A 16,949-nucleotide genomic window follows, 5' to 3' on the forward strand; every position below is an offset into this window, starting at 1 on the left:
TAAATATAAATTACAACAACTATGGGCAAAGGATTTTTTCAAGTTCCTACTGCAATTAACGAACCGGTAAAGAGCTATGCTCCCGGCAGTCCAGAACGCGAAGCCGTTTTAGAACAGTACAAAGCCTTTTACAATAGTCAGGTAGAAGTACCTTTATATATAGGTGATGAGGAAATTAAAACTGGAGACACCCAGAAGATGACTCCCCCTCACGACCACAAACACGTTGTGGGTTCTTTTCATAAAGCCACAAAAGCAGATGTAGAAAAAGCCGTTGCTAATGGATTAGCAGCAAGAGAAAATTGGGCCAATTTAACTTGGGAACAACGCGCTGCTATATTCTTAAAAGCCGCAGATTTAATAGCTGGTCCTTACCGTGCAAAAATCAATGCAGCTACTATGATTGCACAGTCCAAAACTATACACCAAGCAGAAATTGATGCTGCCTGTGAGCTCATTGACTTTTTACGATTTAACGTAGAATTTATGAGCCAAATTTACCAAGAGCAACCAGAATCTGCAGAAGGTATATGGAACCGTGTAGAATACAGACCGCTAGAAGGATTTATTTATGCCATTACCCCCTTTAACTTTACTGCAATTGCAGGTAACCTACCTGCAAGTGCTGCATTAATGGGCAATGTAGTACTCTGGAAACCTAGTGACAGCCAAGTATATTCTGCTAAAATTATAATGGATATATTCAAGGAAGCAGGTTTGCCTAATGGTGTTATAAATATGGTAATGGGAGACCCTGTTATGGTTTCTGATGTTGCACTTAACAGTCCTGATTTTTCTGGTTTACATTTTACCGGCTCTACCCACGTTTTCCGTGCCTTATGGAAACAAATTGGTAACAACATTGACAAGTACAGAACTTATCCAAGAATTGTAGGAGAAACCGGAGGAAAAGATTTTATTTTAGCGCATCCTTCTGCCAACAGCAAACAAGTAGCTACTGCAATCACCAGAGGTGCTTTTGAGTTCCAAGGACAAAAATGTAGTGCAGCATCTAGAGTTTATTTACCTAAATCTAAAGCTGAAGAGATTTTAGCAATGGTAAAAACCGATGTGGACAGCTTTAACAAACCTGGCAGCCCAGAAGACATGAGCAACTTTATCACTGCAGTAATCCATGAAGGTTCTTTTGATAAGTTGGCATCTTACATTGACAGAGCCAAAGAAAGTAATGAGGCAGAAATTGTAGTAGGTGGTAATTATGATAAATCTGTAGGATATTTTGTTGAACCTACGGTAATCCTAACCACTAATCCTAAGTATGAAACTATGGAAACCGAACTATTTGGTCCTGTCGTTACTATTTATGCTTATGAAGACAACAATTGGGAAGAAACACTAAAATTAGTAGACACAACCTCTGAATACGCTTTAACCGGTGCGGTATTATCTACGGACAGATACGCTATAGACCAAGCCACAAAAGCATTACAGAACAGCGCAGGTAACTTTTATATTAATGATAAACCCACTGGAGCAGTAGTTGGCCAACAACCTTTTGGAGGCGCTAGAGCATCCGGAACCAACGATAAGGCCGGATCCGCACAAAACTTATTACGTTGGGTATCTCCTAGATTAATTAAAGAAACCTTTGTAACCCCTGTAGATTACAGATATCCATTTTTAGGCTAAGAGCTAGCTATAATATTTTTGAAAAGCCCTTCCTTTTGGTTGGGCTTTTTTTATGCGCATAATATCAATGTAAATTTAACGTTAATTATTTGTATTTATAATGTAAATTTTAAGATATTTGTAAGCTAAATCTGATAGTATGAGGAATGAATTAATGCGATATAAGGCTAAAATCAGAATTTTCTTTGCAGACCTTTGGTCTTATGGCCAGAACTATGCTAAGAAATACCGTTCTTTTTACAACTATTGTACGTTTCATTAAGTTTAGTAAAAAACGGTTAACCTAGTGTGGACTTAAATTAACTACCTTTAGTATCTGAATGTCAGTTAATTTAAGTCTCACTACAATGAAAAAATTAGTACTACTAGCCCTATGCCTTACTGTATACGTAGGTATAGCACAAACACCGCAAGACGTTAGCAATCAGCCAACGCTCATCAAAAATCAAAACAATCTTAGTCAAGAAACCATTAAAGGTATGGTGCTCCGTGTTCAAGAACAAGTAACACAACTTGCCAATGCTTTTGATGAAAAACAATACGATTGGCGACCATCAGAAGGGGTTCGTTCCGTAAGAGAATCTATATTACACATAGCTGTTGCCAACTATTTTCTAGCTTCTAAATTAGGACACCCAGCTCCAGAAAATGTAGATTTCATGACTATGGAACAAAAAATTACCGGCAAAGAAAACGTATTGGCAGCTTTAAAAGCATCTAACGACTTTATAGCAGATGTAATCTCTAAAGAACCTACCCAAACTTTAGCGGAAGAAGTGGACTTTGGGTTTGCCAAGTTCAATAGACTTGCAGGTCTTTTGGTCATTTTAGAACATGCAGGAGAACACAAAGGTCAGCTTATTGCTTATGCACGTAGTAATGGGGTAACTCCACCTTGGAGTTTACAGTAAAATAAAAACCAAAATCCCCTTCTCTTCTTGAAGGGGATTTTTTTATTTATACTTCTGTGGTAAATACACCACTTTTTTAGTTTCAAAAAAAGGCTCTTCAAAAAAGTCTACCAAATCAAACAACTGCACCGTTTTATAATCTTGCAACTCTTCAGTCAAATCACCTCCTTTAAGATATAAGATACCATTTCTTCTCTCGTGTACAGAATCTTTTTTTATTTTCCCTTTAGTCCAATGCACAAAAGTAGGCATAGCTGCAACTGCACGACTGACGATAAAATCGAATTGTCCTGGCAAATCCTCTACTCGAGTATGGTGAGCCGTAATGTTCTTTAACTTCAACCCATCTATCACCTCTTGTACCACTTTTATTTTCTTACCGATAGCATCCACTAACGTGAATTGTACCTCAGGAAACAAAATGGCTAAAGGCACACCAGGAAATCCCCCTCCAGTACCAACATCTAAGACCTCAGCACCAGGCATAAATTGATGCACTTTAGCAATACCAAGACTATGCAAAACATGCCTTAAATACAGCTCGTCTATATCTTTTCTAGAAACCACATTTATTTTTTGATTCCAATCTTTATACAGTTCTTCTAAAGCAGCAAACTGGGACTGTTGCGCTTCTGTGAGGCTGGGAAAATATTTAAAAATGATATCTACTTGCATATTATTTTTAACACTTTCTGCAAAAGTACTACTTTATAAAGCGTTAATCTGACCTAAAATACAATCTTACAAGAAATTGATTTGCTTACCTTTGTTAGGATAATATATTTTAGTGATTACCATGCAGCAAGAGACAATTCGGTTCTCAAGAAAAGATTCTACAAACTTTTTCAGAACATTAAATAAACGAGTAAATCAATATTTTAAAGAACACAAACTAAAGAAAACAGGAAACTGGCAATTACATGTAAAGACTTTTGTAATGTTCGGCATTTTCTTAACCCCATATTTTTTAATGCTTTCCCTAGACCTCCCCACTTGGGCTCAATTTTTATTGACCATACTTATGGGTGTTGGTATGGCAGGTGTGGGCATGAACGTAATGCACGATGCTAATCACGGGTCTTATAGCCAAAAAAAATGGGTCAATAAGATTATGGGCAGCAGCATGTATTTATTGGCGGGCAATGTTTACAATTGGCAAGTGCAACATAATGTATTACACCACACCTATACCAATATACACGAGCATGATGAGGATATGGAAGCGGGTAGAATTTTGCGTTTTTCTAAACATGCAGAATGGAAAAAACACCATAAGTTTCAACATTGGTATTCCATATTCTTGTATGGATTACTCACCTTTAACTGGGCAATTACTACAGATTTTAAGCAAATGTATCGATATACAAAGCGCAAATTGTCTTACGGAAAATTACCAAACCCAGTGATGAACTGGAGCACCTTGGCCATAACCAAAGCATTGTACTTTGTTATCTGGATTTTAGTTCCACTTTTATTTTTTGATATTCCTTGGTGGCATGTATTTATAGGATTCTTTATTATGCACTATACAGCAGGTCTAATTTTAAGTGTCGTATTTCAGCTAGCCCACATTATAGAAAGTGCAGAGACACCACTACCAGATGAAACTGGCAGCATGAAAAACACTTGGGCTATTCACCAATTATTCACTACGGTTAATTTTGGCACAAAAAACAGAATTATAAATTGGTTTACAGGAGGCTTAAATCACCAAGTAGAACATCATATTTTTCCACACATTAGCCATATTCATTACACAAATATTGCCAAAATTGTGAAACAGACAGCAGCGGAATTCAATTTACCGTATAATGAATATCAAACCACAAGAAAAGCTATAATTTCGCACTTTAAACATTTAAAGGAATTAGGCAAGGAGCCTACATTACAATACTAGTAAACATAAATTTTCATGAGCAATCAACTATCTGACAGAATTAACAGTTTAGTACCATCTGCAACTTTAGAAATGGCGGCAAAAGCCAGAGAATTGCGCGCTGCAGGCAAAGATGTTATAGGTCTAAGTTTAGGAGAACCAGATTTTAATACTCCAGACTATATTAAAGAAGCTGCAAAGCAGGCTATAGACCAAGATTACAATTCTTACACTCCAGTAGACGGATATGTTGAGCTTAAAGAGGCTATTATCACCAAATTTAAAAGAGACAATGGCCTTACTTACGATAAAAGTCAGATTGTAGTTTCTACAGGAGCTAAACAAGCCTTATACAATGTAGCACAAGCAGTTATTAATAAAGGTGACGAGGTGATTTTACCATGTCCTTATTGGGTTAGTTATAGTGATATTGTAAAATTAGCGGATGGCGTTCCAGTAGAAGTACCAACGAGCATAGAGAATAATTTTAAAATGACTCCGGAGCAACTAGAGGCGGCTATCACTCCTAGAACTAAAATGATGTGGTATAGTTCTCCATGTAATCCTAGTGGATCTATTTACAGTAAAGCGGAGTTACGTGCGTTGGCAGATGTGCTAAAAAAACATCCTCAGATTATTGTAGTTAGTGATGAAATTTATGAGCACATTAATTACGGTGTTACTGCACACGCTTCTATGGCTGCGTTTGAGGATATGTATGACCGTACCGTAACCGTTAACGGGGTAGCAAAAGCCTTTGCAATGACAGGTTGGAGAATTGGATATATTGGCGCTCCAACATATATAGCTAGAGCTTGTAATAAATTACAAGGACAGGTAACAAGTGGCGCTAATTGTATAGCTCAACGTGCAGTTATTACTGCTTTAGTAGAAAGCCCAGAACGCATCAACTATATGGTAGATGAGTTTAAAAATAGAAGAAAGCTAATCTTAGATTTACTTAACGCCATTCCAGGTTTTGAATGCAACGAGCCAGATGGAGCATTTTATGTTTTTCCAAACATCTCTTCTTACTTTGGAAAGGAGTTAAACGGCACAACTATTAATAATGCATCTGATTTTGCCATGTACCTATTAGAGCATGCCAATGTAGCTACGGTTACTGGTGATGCCTTTGGGAACCCTAACGGAATCCGAATTTCTTACGCAGCTAGCGAAGAAGAAATAAAAGAAGCAATCAACAGAATAAAAGCAGTACTTTAAACTTTTTTCCAGAAGTAAGGTACAAACAAAATAAGGACGGTAAACAACTCTAACCTTCCTAACAGCATTAGAAAACAACACCATAGTTTTCCTAATGCTGGTAACGTACTAAAGTTCACCACTGGGTTTAAATCGCCCAGTGCTGGACCAACGTTACCCAAAGAAGATGCAGAACCACCAATGGCAGATTCAAAATCTAATCCTAGATAACTCAACACCAAAGCACCAATTATAAATAGCAACATATATAGCACAAAAAAACCTATAATGTTGTACACAATATGCTCATTCACAGATTTGTTGTTGAATCTAACCGGAATTATGGCATTAGTATGTAAGGTTCGTTTAAATTCTAACAAGCCATTTTTGATAATTAATAGGTGACGCATCACTTTAATTCCTCCAGAAGTAGAACCTGCACAGCCACCTAAAAACATCAACCCAAAAAAGAAAACGGTTAAAAACGGTGTCCAATTGGTAAAATCTGCGGTAACAAAGCCTGTAGTTGTAATAATAGCAACTACCTGAAATAAAGAATGTCTAAAAGCGCTTTCTGCCTCTCCCCATACTTGCGGATGATAATCAGAGACAGGAACGTTGGCCTGCAACCAAACAATAAATCCAGAAATTAATGTAAAACATACCGTGAAAATGGTATACACTTTAAATTCTTCGTCTTTTAAAATACGCTGCACCTTACCTGTAAACGCAAAATAGCTCATCACAAAATTGGTACCCGCTAAGAACATAAATAAGATAAGGATGTACTGTATTATAGGACTATCATTATAAAAAGCAACACTTGCATTTTTTGTTGAGAAGCCACCCGTGGACAAGGTAGCTAAAGCATGATTTATGGCATCAAAAAAAGTCATCCCTGCTATCCAGAGCAAGAGGGTTTCTAAAATTGTATACCCTACATAAATTAACCAAAGCCTTTTAGCGGTGTCTGTAATTCTTGGGTGCAGTTTGTCTCCCCCAGGTCCAGGAGCTTCTGCTGTAAATAACTGCATACCTCCAATCCCTAATAAAGGTAAAATCGCAATAGCTAAAACAATAATACCCATACCCCCTATCCAGTGGGTTAAACTCCGCCAAAATAGAATACCTTCTGGTAAAATCTCGATATCATTTAGAATGGAGGAGCCTGTTGTGGTGTATCCAGAGATGGTTTCAAAAAACGCATCTACTAAAGAAGGTATTGCCCCTGAGAATACATAAGGTAACATCCCAGATATAGACATGACCAACCAACCAAAAGTTACAATAATATATCCTTCTTTTTTCTTAACCTCTTTACGGTGACCACGCGTATAAAACATAGCCATGATACCCACCAACATGGTAACAATAGCAGCAGAAAGCAGTTCTATGGTAGCTCCATCTTTATAAACAGCACTTACAATACCGGCCAACATCATAAAAGAACCGTTACAAAGTAGTAACAGCCCCATGATATGTAGTATAATTCTAAAATTAAGCTGCATTATAAAAAGAGCTTTTCAATTTTAGCAATAGCCTTTGGCAATGCACACACTACCACCTTATCTCCTGTAGTAATTTTAAAATCACCCAAAGCAATAATTCCTTCTCCGTTTCTTATAACGCCACCAATAATGGCCTCTCTAGGAAAATTCAATTCTTTTATTACTTCTCCATTTACGGACGATGTTGGTTTTACTTCAAATTCTAATAACTCTGCGTTTAAATTATTTAAACGTGTAAGCGCCAGCACCTCTCCCCGGCGAATGTATCGGAAAATATTGTTGGCAGCTAATAGCTTTTTATTAATTAATGTATCTATACCGATTGATTGAGATAACTGAAAGTAATCCATGTTTTCTACCAAAGCAATTGTCTTTTTAATTCCCTTGGATTTTGCTACCAAACAAGACATTATATTAGTCTCCGAGTTCCCAGTTACAGACACAAAAGCATCCATAGATTCTAAACTCTCTTCCTCTAACAGTTCTACGTTTCTGCCATCGCCATTAATAACTAAAGCATTAGGCAAAACCTCTGCCAAATCCATAGCCTTTTCTTTGTTTTTCTCAAACAGCTTTACATTAAATTTCTTGGTACACAGGTCTCTCGCCGTTTTAAATCCAACTTTACTGCCACCAAGAATCATAACGTTTTTTATTTCTCGCTTTTGCATGCCTGTCAGCTTTAAGAGTTCTTCTACTCCATTCTGGCACGTAACAAAATATACTTGGTCGCCTTCCTTAAACACCGTATCACCACGTGGTATTAGAGTGTACTGCGTTCCCATGCGCTGCAATGCAATGGGCATAAAGTGAAGTTCCGGAAAAACCCGAGCTGCTTCTTTAACGGATTTACCCACAAAGGGTGCTGATTTTGGCAAAAATACGCCCACCATAGTTAGCAGTCCCTTTTCAAACTCGTATGTATCGCTAAAAGCAGATTTATTGAGTAGTAACTGAATTTCTGAAGCCGCCAACTGTTCTGGAGAAATCAATTCATCTATCCCTAACTCTTCAAACCTTAATAAATCTTTATTGTAAATAAACTCCGTATTAGAGATACGCGCAATAGTTTTTTTACTTCCTAATTGCTTAGCCAACATACATAACGTAATGTTGGTAGTCTCAGAAGAGGTGACCCCAATTACAAGGTCAGATGCCTCTACATTAGCATCTTGCAATACTTCCACAGAAGTAGCATCTCCCCTGACTACACGAATATCTAAGTGGGTATCCGCATAACTTAAACTTTCTTTATCAGAATCTATTAATGTGATTTCTTGAGATTCATAAGACAATAACTTTGCCAAATGAAAACCTACCTCACCTGCACCTGCAATGATTATTTTCATTACCTATCAAACAATTAAATGTATCACGTTTTCTTGGAAAGAATGTTTTGGGTTGGTTACAAACCATTTTATCCCAAGGGTTTAATTAAATATCGGCAGCAAAAGTACGTAATTATTTTGCTAAATACTTAACTCTAACCTCTAACTCGTTATTGTATCTTTGCGCCTAAAATTGTAGGATGGCGCAAAATGTGAATCCATATAAGGATAGTGAACTAGGCAAGAAAGCCCAAGTTACCCAGATGTTTGATACCATTTCTGATAATTACGACGGATTAAACCGTGTAATTTCTCTTGGTATAGATGTTAAATGGCGAAAAAAAGTGGTGGCTATTGTAGCTCAAAAACAACCTAATACTGTTTTAGACATCGCTACTGGTACGGGAGATCTAGCCATAAACTTAACTAAGACAGGAGCAACCAAGGTTATTGGTTTAGATATTTCTCCAGGTATGTTATCTGTTGGAAAACAAAAAATAAAACAGAAAAACCTAGATAATACCATAGAGATGGTGTTGGGTGATAGCGAAGCATTACCCTTTAAAGATGATTCTTTTGACGCAATAACAGTCGCTTTTGGCGTTCGTAATTTTGAAAATTTAGAAAAAGGATTGAAAGAAATTTTGCGTGTGCTTAAACCAGGCGGTAGTTTTGTGGTATTAGAAACCTCTGTCCCTACTAAATTTCCTTTTAAACAGGGTTACAAAGTTTATACTAAATATTTTTTACCTACTATTGGCAAACTGTTTTCTAAGGACCGTGTTGCGTATTCCTACCTATCAGAATCTGCAGCCGCATTTCCTTTTGGAGAAGCGTTCAACAATATTTTAAGAAAAATTGGGTTTATAGGTGTAGAGAACAAACCCCAAACATTAGGGGTGGCAACTATATACGTAGCCTCAAAATAACTAGATGAAAAAGCTATTGTTTTTTATAAGCCTTGCTCTATGCAGCCTGCACGGACAAGCGCAGCTATTTGCAAAAGACCCTATCTTAAACTTGCAGAGTGAAGATAAATCCTTTTTAAATTATGGATACTATCTAGGCTTTAATCAATATGATTTTAAGTTTGAATACAAAAATGATATTGGGCAAGATGTGTTGGTGAACAAATTAATAGGTTTTAACGTTGGACTTATAGGTGAAATGCGAGTAAATGAGTTTGTAGATTTACGTTTTGAACCTGGCTTGCTATATGCACAACGAGATTTGGGCTTTCCTGGTTTTACTACCCAGCAAGATGCTATTAGAGAAGTACGCTCTACGTATATTAGATTTCCGCTATTGGTAAAATTATCCACAAAAAGATACAACAACATTAAACCATTTTTGGTAGCAGGTGGTTATGCTGCAATTAATCTAGGCGCCAAAGAAGATAGCTTAGATGACAACCGTGCAGGTGAATTTAGAATGAAGAAAAACGTGTATGGTTACGAACTTGGTTTCGGAATCGATTTTTACACCCAGTTTTTCAAATTTACCCCTTCAATCCGAGGTGTTTTTGCACTAACAGATGAACTAGTTCCGGATGATGACCCTAATAGTCCATGGACAGGTAATATCGAATCTATCAAAACTCGTGGTATTTTCATCAATTTCACGTTTGAATAACCAAGCCGTTATCCTCGCCTAATTTCATTTAAAAGGATAGCTGTAGCAGTTGCTACATTTAGGCTTTCTGCCGTGGCTTTTCCAAACTGTGGAATGCTTATTTTTTGAGTAATATGTTTTGCTACCGATTCAGAAACACCGTTAGCTTCATTACCCATCACAAGGATTCCACTAGCAGGTAATTCTTTTTGATAGACCACATCCCCTTTCATAAATGCGCCATAAACCGTGGCTTTGGTTTGAGACAAAAAATTAGGCAAATCTAAATACGTTATCGCTATCCGAGCAATGGAACCCATTGTTGCCTGTAACACTTTAGGATTATAACAATCTACGGTAGCCTGCGAGCATACCAACTGTGTCACTCCAAACCAATCACAAAGTCTTATAATGGTACCCAAGTTTCCTGGGTCACGCACATCGTCTAAAGCAACTATCCACCCTTTCTCTTCTACCTCAGTTTTAAAAGGCATCTGAAATACCGCTAAGACGCCCGGTGGTGTGCGCAATGCACTTATTTTTGCTAAATCTTCCTTAGAAATGATATCAAATTCATAGGTGTTAAAAGCATCTCTATGTTCTTGCGTCACCAAAAGCTTCTCTAGTGGCAATTGGGTTGCCAACAATTCTTTTACCGTCTTTATACCTTCAACAAAAAACAAAGATTCTTCATTTCGGTATTTTTTTTGATGTAAACGCTTAACAACTTTTAACCACTTTTTGCTAACCATGGTAAATCACGTAATTTTGGATACTTTAACTGAGATGTCCGTGTACAGAAACAACAAGGCAAAAATAGTTTTATTATTGGTAGTAATGATCCTTGCATCCTGTAATACGGTAAAGAAGGTTGGTGATGACCAATATCTACTTACAGAAAATAAAATTTTAATAGATAGCCTGCCAGAAAAGAGAGCTATCATTCAAAATTTAATATCACAAAAACCAAACACTAACATCTTGGGTTACAACCTAAGGTTAAACCTTTATAATTTAGCCAAAGAAAATACGGATTCTACCTATCAAGCATGGTTAGATAAAAAACCTAAACGCCGTGAACGGCTTACTAAAATATTATCTGCAAAACAAGTGGAGCGTTTAGGAGAATCTTTTGTGATAAAAGGGTTTAATGAATTTCTAAAGAATGCTGGTGAACCACCCGTGATAATTGATACCGCCAAGACTAATAAATCTGTAGAGCGCCTAGAAGGCTACTATACCAGTAAAGGCTATTTTAATAGTAAAGCAAACTATACGATTACCCCTGCCAAACGTAAAAAGAGGGCAATGATTACCTACAATGTAACCCGTAACAAACCTTATTTTGTAGATAGCCTTACCCATATTATAGCTGCAAAAGAGTTAGATTCCATATACCTAAAACATTTGGAAAGCACTACTGTTAAAGAAGGGCAGCAATTTGATTTGGATAATTTTAATAGCGAAAGAGAACGTTTAACTACACTATACAGAAATTCTGGCGTATATAACTTTCAAGAAAGCTCCATAAATTTTGATATTGTTAGAGACACTGTACAAGCTAACGATGACCAAAATATGGACATTGTTTTAAATGTTGAGAATCCTAGATCTGCCAATGATAGCACCACTGCGATTCCCTATCGTGTAAATCGTTTTGAAAAAATAAACATTTACGCAGATTACCGTTTTGATAGCAACATTGCAGAGATGGATACTATACAACACGAGAATTACACTATTTACTTTAAAGACAAACTTAGATACAGCCCAGAAGCCTTAACAAACGCTATTTTTTTTGAGAAAGATAGTGTATACAGAGATTTAGATTATATCCGCACCAATAGACAGGTAACGAACCTCAATACTTTTAAATATCCAAATATAGACCTTAACCAAGGTAGTCAAGAAGGCTTGTTAGTAGCAGATGTTTACCTTGCCGCTAGGCCCAAATATTCTTTAGATGCTTCTTTTGAACTTACGCGTTCTAATATTCAGCAATTAGGTATAGGTTTTGGAGGCTCAGTCATTACCCGCAATGTATTTGGTGGCGCAGAAACCTTAAGTGTTTCTGGTCGTGGTGCCATAGGATTTTTAGATAGTGAAATAGCCAATGAGAGTATTAGTTCTGAATTAGGAGGAGACATTAATCTTACTTTCCCAAGAATTTGGTTACCATTTAACACGGAAAAGTGGATACCCTATTACATGCTACCTCAAACGCGCTTATCTATCGGTACTAACTTTCAAAATAACATTGGTTTAGATCGCCAATCTTTAAACTCAGTTTTGGAATACTCTTGGTCCCCAACCACTTTAAAAAAGCATAATCTAGAGTTACTCAATATAGAGTTTGTAGACAATACAGATATCAATGATTTTTTTAATGTATACAATACTACCTATGATAATCTGGACGCCGTTGCGGACCAATATCAAGATGCAGAAGAATATCCAGAACTAGCAAAGTTGTTTAGAGAAAATGATAACGCAGCGGACAATTTGCAATTAAGCATTCCGCAAGGTACAGATGGTTTTATAGATATAGTTACGAGTCCAGGATTTACTATAAGTACAGAGGACTTACAAACCGTGCGCAGTATAGAAGAAAGAAAAAATAGACTCACTAGCAACAACCTAATATTTACCACTGCTTACACCTATACGCAAAACAACCGTGCAGATTTAACAGATAATGAATTTTATCAATTTAGAGCAAAGGTAGAAAGTGCTGGCAATCTACTTTCTCTAACTGAAAATATTATTCCTTTTGAACAGAGTGAAAGTGGCGAAGGTCTAGTATTTGGAGTACCTTATTCTCAATACCTTAAAGGAGAGTTAGATTTTATAAAACACTGGGAACTGGCTCCAAAAAATATAATTGCAATGCGAAGTTTTGTTGGTTTAGCCGTACCTTACGGTAATGCAGACAATATACCATTTGTGCGCAGTTATTTTGGAGGAGGCTCTAATGATAATAGAGCTTGGCGTGTCTACTCTTTAGGGCCTGGACGTACGGATCAAGTAAACGATTTTAACGAAGCTAATTTTAAAATTGCCTTAAACGCAGAATACCGTTTTCCTATTTTTGGAGACGTAAATGGCGCACTTTTTACAGATGTAGGGAATATTTGGAATGTATTTGACAATGTAGAGGACCCAAATGCTCAATTTACTGGAATAAAATCTTTGAGAGATTTAGCTATTGGCAGTGGTTTTGGTTTACGTTATGACCTGTCTTATTTTGTAATCAGATTAGATTTAGGCTTAAAAACATACAACCCCGCTTTAGAAATAGGGGACCGCTGGTTTACAGATTTTAACCTAGGAGAAGCGGTTTGGAACATCGGTATCAATTATCCTTTCTAAGCCTAAATAATTTATTACTTTTACCACTTGATAAAAAGAAACCAACAAAAAATGGCACATAACATTAAACCCGGAGTTGCAACTGGCGATCAAGTACAAGAGATTTTTAACTACGCAAAAGAAAAAGGTTTTGCCTTACCAGCAGTAAACGTTATAGGTTCTAACACCATGAACGGCGTTATGGAAACTGCGGCAGAATTAAATGCCCCAGTAATTATCCAATTTTCTAATGGCGGCGCACAATTTAATGCAGGTAAAGGTCTTTCTAATGAAAACCAAAAAGCAGCTATCTTAGGTGCTGTTGCCGGTGCTAAGCATGTACACCAAATGGCAGAAGCTTATGGTGCAACGGTTATACTACACACAGACCACTGTGCAAAAAAACTATTACCTTGGATAGATGGTCTTTTAGATGCTTCTGAAGAGCATTTTAAAGCTACCGGAAAACCTTTGTTCAGCTCTCATATGATTGACCTGTCTGAGGAGCCAATAGAAGAAAACATAGAAATTTGTAAGCAGTACCTAGAGCGCATGGCTAAAATGGGCATGACTTTAGAGATTGAATTGGGAGTTACTGGTGGTGAAGAAGATGGTGTAGACAATACAGATGTTGACAGCTCTAAGTTATACACGCAACCAGAAGAAGTAGCTTATGCTTATGAAGAGCTTTCTAAGATAAGTCCTAAATTCACTATTGCTGCAGCTTTTGGAAATGTGCACGGCGTATATAAGCCCGGTAACGTTAAGTTGACACCAAAAATCTTATTAAACTCTCAAAAACACGTATCAGAAAAATATGGTGTAGAAGAGAATAGTATTGATTTTGTATTTCACGGTGGGTCTGGTTCTACAGTAGAAGAAATTAGAGAAGCTATTGGTTACGGTGTTATCAAAATGAATATTGATACTGATTTACAGTATGCATTTTTAAGTGGCGTTCGTGATTATGTGCAGGGTAAAAAAGATTATTTACAAGCACAAATAGGGAATCCAGAAGGGGACGATGTTCCTAATAAAAAATTCTATGACCCACGAGTTTGGTTAAGAGAAGGTGAAAAAGCGTTTGCGGACCGCCTTAAAAAAGCGTTTGAAGATTTAAATAACGTTAATACACTATAATTTTTAATTAATTCCCCCGGAATATGACAGCTTGGTTCAAGAGAAAAGAAAAGGGAATACAGACAAAAACGGAGGAGAAAAAAGATACTCCAAAAGGTCTCTGGTATAAATCTCCAACTGGTAAGATTGTTGAATCTGAAGAATTGGCAAAGAATTTTTACGTGAGTCCAGAAGATGATTATCACGTAAGAATTGGCAGCAAAGAATATTTTGAAATCCTTTTTGATGACAACAAGTTTAAAGAACTGGATGAAAAATTAACTGCCAAGGACCCTCTAAAGTTTGAGGATACCAAAAAATACACAGACAGACTTAAAGCAGCCAAAGAAAAGACTGGTTTAAATGATGCTGTACGTACCGCAGTAGGTAAATCTATGGGTAACGATTTGGTAGTAGCTTGCATGGATTTTAGCTTTATTGGCGGGTCCATGGGTGCTGTAGTGGGAGAAAAAATTGCACGCGCCGTAGATTATGCCAGAAAAAAGAAACTTCCATTTTTAATGATAAGTAAATCTGGAGGGGCTCGTATGATGGAAGCTGCGCATTCCTTAATGCAAATGGCCAAAACATCTGCAAAACTTGCTCAGTTAGCAGATGCCGGTATTCCTTACATATCTTTGTGCACAGACCCAACTACAGGTGGTACCACAGCTTCTTACGCTATGCTAGGAGACATTAACATCTCTGAACCTGGTGCGCTGATTGGCTTTGCAGGTCCGCGTATTGTAAAAGACACTACCGGTAAGGAATTACCAGAAGGTTTCCAAACGGCTGAATTTGTAAAAGAGCATGGTTTCTTAGACTTTATAGTACACAGAAGAGATTTAAAGAAAAAAGTTAATTTGTACATTGATTTAATTACGAATCAACCTTTAAGAAAATTAGAAGAAGAGCCTGTTCATTAACAGGCTCTTATTTTACCCTATCTTATCTAAATCTTCTCAAATTCACTTCGGTCACTTCACCATTAGGCCAAGTCAGTTCACCTTTATTATCACATTCACCTCCTCCAAAGTCCAAGGTAGCAGTTGCATCATTTCTAGTTATAGCTAAAGCACCACTCACAATAAAACGGCATGCCATTTCTCTACGTAAGGCTGTAACCACTTCCTTAGTCCAAATAACACCTAATCTATTCGTGTAAATAGTACTACCTGTAACTAAAAAGACATTATCTTGCCAAGTACCAGAACCATAACCTTCTACCCATTCACGAGTTCTATTTCCTTCAAAGCTAGAGGTCAAACCTCCAGGCCATGTTCCCTCATAGGCCGAGTTAACTACACTTTGTGGATTTCCATTTGCATTACTTCGGGTTCTAACAATAGTGGCTCCCCCGGTAATTACCACCGCATTAAAGGTATAATCCTCTAAAGACAATGTTATAGTTTTTTGGTTAGCAACTATATCTTTTTGATAACGCAACACTACTTTACCACTGACGGTATTTCCATTGCGCAATTCACACCCATCTCCAAAATCCAAGGTTTTAGTAACCATATTTTCCTCTAACACTTTAGAAATCACTAGGCATTCTGGCAAATAATCGCTATTGTAGTCTCCTTTTGCATTTTGCTGTAGTTCTTCTATACTATATATCTCCTCTGCCATTTCGGAAAGCTCTTCAGAAATTTGCTCAGATTCATCACTATAGTTCAATTCTGCAACACTGATTAAATCACTACTAGATGCTTCTTCTGTTGCATCGCTATCATTGGAACAGCTAGTGATTAGTACCCCAAGAGCTATGGCCCACATCTTTCGCTTTATTACTCGTTTCGTCTTTTTCATAATTAAGAGTTTATTAACGTTTGCTATTTAGACCTTAGGATTATTAAAAGGTTTAATTAATGTTTAAAATTCTTAGAATTAAAAAAAGAAGTATCTTTGCAGCCTGATTGAAAGACAGTCAGGTACATAAAAATCATTTAAACAAATATTGGCATGTATTTAAGCAAAGAGGCTAAAGCCGAAATTTTCAAGAAACACGGGGGTTCAGAAGGGAACACCGGTTCTACAGAAGGACAAATTGCATTGTTCACTTACAGAATCAATCACCTTACTGAACACTTAAAAAGAAACCACAAGGACTTCAATACTGAGCGTTCTTTGGTTAAACTAGTAGGTAAAAGACGTAGTCTTTTAGATTACTTAAAGAAAAAAGATATTACTAAGTACCGTACCTTAATTAAGGAATTAGGTATTAGAAAATAATTTTTTTTTGGGGGAAGCATTGCTTCCCCTTATTTTTACATCGTCTTTTATAGACAAGCACAAAAAGCTGCACACAGTTTTTCATTGGTCACTTACACACAACAACACAACCCGACCGTCCGGAAGACGGTAGACCAATTAGTAACAAACCCTCTTATAT

The 16,949-nt window shown here is 36.9% G+C and carries 16 protein-coding genes; 11 read left to right on the plus strand and 5 right to left on the minus strand.

Annotation, left to right across the window (positions count from 1 at the left end; genetic code table 11):
- The first annotated feature begins 21 nt into the window (after positions 1 to 21).
- The 3 genes from pruA (at position 22) to HCO57_RS05525 (ending at position 2,561) form a co-directional block, all read left to right on the plus strand.
- Positions 22 to 1,650, plus strand: a complete 1,629-nt coding sequence (gene pruA, locus HCO57_RS05520; RefSeq protein WP_167988210.1) for an L-glutamate gamma-semialdehyde dehydrogenase — start codon at positions 22 to 24, stop codon at positions 1,648 to 1,650.
- 139 nt (positions 1,651 to 1,789) lie between these two features.
- The gene (locus tag HCO57_RS16735; protein WP_262887811.1) at positions 1,790 to 1,912 is read left to right on the plus strand and encodes a hypothetical protein; all 123 of its coding nucleotides are present in this window, start codon (positions 1,790 to 1,792) and stop codon (positions 1,910 to 1,912) included.
- An 85-nt stretch (positions 1,913 to 1,997) separates the two neighbouring features.
- Positions 1,998 to 2,561 (plus strand): DinB family protein, encoded by a 564-nt coding sequence (locus tag HCO57_RS05525; RefSeq protein ID WP_167988211.1) that lies wholly within the window; start codon positions 1,998 to 2,000, stop codon positions 2,559 to 2,561.
- A gap of 42 nt (positions 2,562 to 2,603) precedes the next feature.
- Here HCO57_RS05525 and rsmG read toward each other — a convergent pair whose 3' ends face one another.
- Positions 2,604 to 3,236 carry a 16S rRNA (guanine(527)-N(7))-methyltransferase RsmG gene (rsmG, locus tag HCO57_RS05530; RefSeq protein ID WP_167988212.1) on the minus strand — a complete coding sequence of 211 codons (633 nt, stop codon included), beginning with the start codon at positions 3,234 to 3,236 and terminating at the stop codon, positions 2,604 to 2,606.
- Positions 3,237 to 3,357: 121 nt separating this feature from the next.
- Here rsmG and HCO57_RS05535 point away from each other — a divergent pair, with 121 nt between their 5' ends.
- Both HCO57_RS05535 and HCO57_RS05540 read left to right on the plus strand, forming a co-directional pair.
- Complete coding sequence (locus HCO57_RS05535) at positions 3,358 to 4,458, plus strand: fatty acid desaturase family protein (protein ID WP_167988213.1); 1,101 nt, start codon at positions 3,358 to 3,360, stop codon at positions 4,456 to 4,458.
- A 15-nt stretch (positions 4,459 to 4,473) separates the two neighbouring features.
- Positions 4,474 to 5,661 carry a pyridoxal phosphate-dependent aminotransferase gene (locus tag HCO57_RS05540; protein ID WP_167988214.1) on the plus strand — a complete coding sequence of 396 codons (1,188 nt, stop codon included), beginning with the start codon at positions 4,474 to 4,476 and terminating at the stop codon, positions 5,659 to 5,661.
- Here the strand turns inward: HCO57_RS05540 and HCO57_RS05545 are convergent.
- Together HCO57_RS05545 and trkA are read right to left on the minus strand one after the other, a co-directional pair.
- The gene (locus tag HCO57_RS05545; protein ID WP_240729841.1) at positions 5,658 to 7,115 is read right to left on the minus strand and encodes a TrkH family potassium uptake protein; all 1,458 of its coding nucleotides are present in this window, start codon (positions 7,113 to 7,115) and stop codon (positions 5,658 to 5,660) included. The genes HCO57_RS05540 and HCO57_RS05545 overlap by 4 nt on opposite strands.
- Before the next feature lie 32 nt (positions 7,116 to 7,147).
- Positions 7,148 to 8,497 (minus strand): Trk system potassium transporter TrkA, encoded by a 1,350-nt coding sequence (gene trkA, locus HCO57_RS05550; protein WP_136951756.1) that lies wholly within the window; start codon positions 8,495 to 8,497, stop codon positions 7,148 to 7,150.
- 179 nt (positions 8,498 to 8,676) lie between these two features.
- Between trkA and ubiE the strand changes: the two genes are divergently transcribed.
- Both ubiE and HCO57_RS05560 read left to right on the plus strand, forming a co-directional pair.
- Positions 8,677 to 9,405: a bifunctional demethylmenaquinone methyltransferase/2-methoxy-6-polyprenyl-1,4-benzoquinol methylase UbiE gene (gene ubiE / locus HCO57_RS05555; protein WP_136951757.1), complete on the plus strand. Its 729-nt coding sequence runs from the start codon at positions 8,677 to 8,679 to the stop codon at positions 9,403 to 9,405.
- Between the two features lie 4 nt (positions 9,406 to 9,409).
- On the plus strand, positions 9,410 to 10,108 hold the full coding sequence (locus HCO57_RS05560) for a porin family protein (protein WP_136951758.1): 699 nt from the start codon (positions 9,410 to 9,412) through the stop codon (positions 10,106 to 10,108).
- A gap of 8 nt (positions 10,109 to 10,116) precedes the next feature.
- Here the strand turns inward: HCO57_RS05560 and HCO57_RS05565 are convergent, their stop codons facing one another.
- Positions 10,117 to 10,839, minus strand: a complete 723-nt coding sequence (locus HCO57_RS05565) for a TrmH family RNA methyltransferase (RefSeq protein ID WP_167988215.1) — start codon at positions 10,837 to 10,839, stop codon at positions 10,117 to 10,119.
- 16 nt (positions 10,840 to 10,855) lie between these two features.
- On the opposite strand from HCO57_RS05565, the gene HCO57_RS05570 reads away from it, so the two are divergent.
- Genes HCO57_RS05570 through accD form a run of 3 tightly spaced genes read left to right on the plus strand, consistent with a single transcriptional unit; the run spans position 10,856 to position 15,480 of the window.
- Positions 10,856 to 13,456, plus strand: a complete 2,601-nt coding sequence (locus tag HCO57_RS05570) for a BamA/TamA family outer membrane protein (RefSeq protein WP_317171115.1) — start codon at positions 10,856 to 10,858, stop codon at positions 13,454 to 13,456.
- A 51-nt stretch (positions 13,457 to 13,507) separates the two neighbouring features.
- Entirely contained in the window at positions 13,508 to 14,575 is a 1,068-nt protein-coding gene (fbaA, locus tag HCO57_RS05575) for a class II fructose-bisphosphate aldolase (RefSeq protein ID WP_136951760.1), read from the plus strand.
- Positions 14,576 to 14,598: 23 nt separating this feature from the next.
- Positions 14,599 to 15,480 carry an acetyl-CoA carboxylase, carboxyltransferase subunit beta gene (gene accD / locus HCO57_RS05580; protein WP_167988216.1) on the plus strand — a complete coding sequence of 294 codons (882 nt, stop codon included), beginning with the start codon at positions 14,599 to 14,601 and terminating at the stop codon, positions 15,478 to 15,480.
- A 22-nt stretch (positions 15,481 to 15,502) separates the two neighbouring features.
- On the opposite strand, the gene HCO57_RS05585 is transcribed toward accD, so the two are convergent.
- On the minus strand, positions 15,503 to 16,366 hold the full coding sequence (locus tag HCO57_RS05585; RefSeq protein ID WP_167988217.1) for a hypothetical protein: 864 nt from the start codon (positions 16,364 to 16,366) through the stop codon (positions 15,503 to 15,505).
- Between the two features lie 153 nt (positions 16,367 to 16,519).
- Between HCO57_RS05585 and rpsO the strand changes: the two genes are divergently transcribed.
- The gene (gene rpsO, locus HCO57_RS05590; protein WP_136951763.1) at positions 16,520 to 16,789 is read left to right on the plus strand and encodes a 30S ribosomal protein S15; all 270 of its coding nucleotides are present in this window, start codon (positions 16,520 to 16,522) and stop codon (positions 16,787 to 16,789) included.
- Positions 16,790 to 16,949: the final 160 nt, after the last annotated feature.

Source organism: Croceivirga sp. JEA036, from assembly GCF_011882165.1.
Lineage (GTDB): Bacteria > Bacteroidota > Bacteroidia > Flavobacteriales > Flavobacteriaceae > Croceivirga.